The organism is Rhizobium ecuadorense (assembly GCF_001187535.1).
GTDB classification, from domain to species: Bacteria; Pseudomonadota; Alphaproteobacteria; order Rhizobiales; family Rhizobiaceae; genus Rhizobium; species Rhizobium ecuadorense.
Window position 1 is genome coordinate 1 of sequence record NZ_LFIO01000613.1, and the last position, 308, is coordinate 308.

Genomic DNA, 308 nt, shown 5'->3' on the forward strand with positions numbered 1-308 from the left:
GCTCCGACCTCATTGCCTATGCGACGTTGTCGCTGATCTCGATCTTCTGCGCGGTGCCCTTCTTCTGGGTGCTGCTTGCATCGCTCGACGGCAATGCGCAGCTCTTCCTGCATTGGCCGGAGCAGTGGACCTTCGCCAACTATGTCAGGGTCTTCACCAAGGAGGACGGGGCGAAGTGGCTGTTCAATTCGCTCTTCGTGGTCGCTAGCGCGACGCTGCTCGTCATGGTGCTTTCCGGACTTGGCGGCTATGCGCTATCGCGCACCCGGGCCTGGTGGAAGCTGCCGTTCCTCTACGCGATCCTGCTC

1 pseudogene is annotated in these 308 nt (G+C 61.4%); it reads left to right on the top strand.

Annotated features, from left to right (window positions below):
* Positions 1–308: pseudogene (locus AF337_RS12340) on the top strand (carbohydrate ABC transporter permease); the annotation flags it as partial.